At 58.7% G+C, this 477-nt stretch carries 1 protein-coding gene; it reads right to left on the bottom strand.

The genetic code is table 11. The features are described from left to right. Positions 1 to 143 precede the first annotated feature (143 nt). On the bottom strand, positions 144 to 477 hold a 334-nt coding region (locus tag EN780_RS40100; protein WP_210215137.1), incomplete at its 5' end, for a hypothetical protein.

Below are 477 nucleotides of genomic sequence, written 5' to 3'. Positions count from 1 at the left end.
GACGTTAGCAACCAAACCCAAGGAAATTCATATGGATAGGAGAGCGAAGGCCATCCGATCTGGTGCGTAGTCTCACGAAAACCGCTCCAAATCCACCGATCCTGGCTGATCTGTCCACTCAATTAGGGTGAGAATCCACCGAATTAGGGCGAGAAAGACGCCTGAAATCGCGCATTTCCGGGCTTTTCCAGCGATCCAGGCAGAGCGACATATAAAGACGAGAACGACGGATAATGCAATTTTATCGTTCGTTTTGCGCATTCGACAAGCGCGGCGGTTTTGGCCTGTGACGCTTGCGGAAAGCGCCGCCATGATTCATCCTGTCCGCGATGATTCTGCGCCCCACGACCTCTTCGCGCCACCAAGCGCCGGCGCTCGGAGCCGCCGTGGCCGCCCCGGCGATCGCGCTGCCGGGCTGGCTGCGCCGCGCCGTTCCGGATGCGCAAAGCCTTGCCGGGAAAGGGCTTGGGCCAAATG

Origin of the sequence: Mesorhizobium sp. M4B.F.Ca.ET.089.01.1.1, from assembly GCF_004022605.1 — a bacterium.
GTDB lineage: Bacteria > Pseudomonadota > Alphaproteobacteria > Rhizobiales > Rhizobiaceae > Mesorhizobium > Mesorhizobium abyssinicae.
Note: the sequence above shows the minus strand (reverse complement) of the source record. Positions and strands in the feature narration are given on the sequence as shown.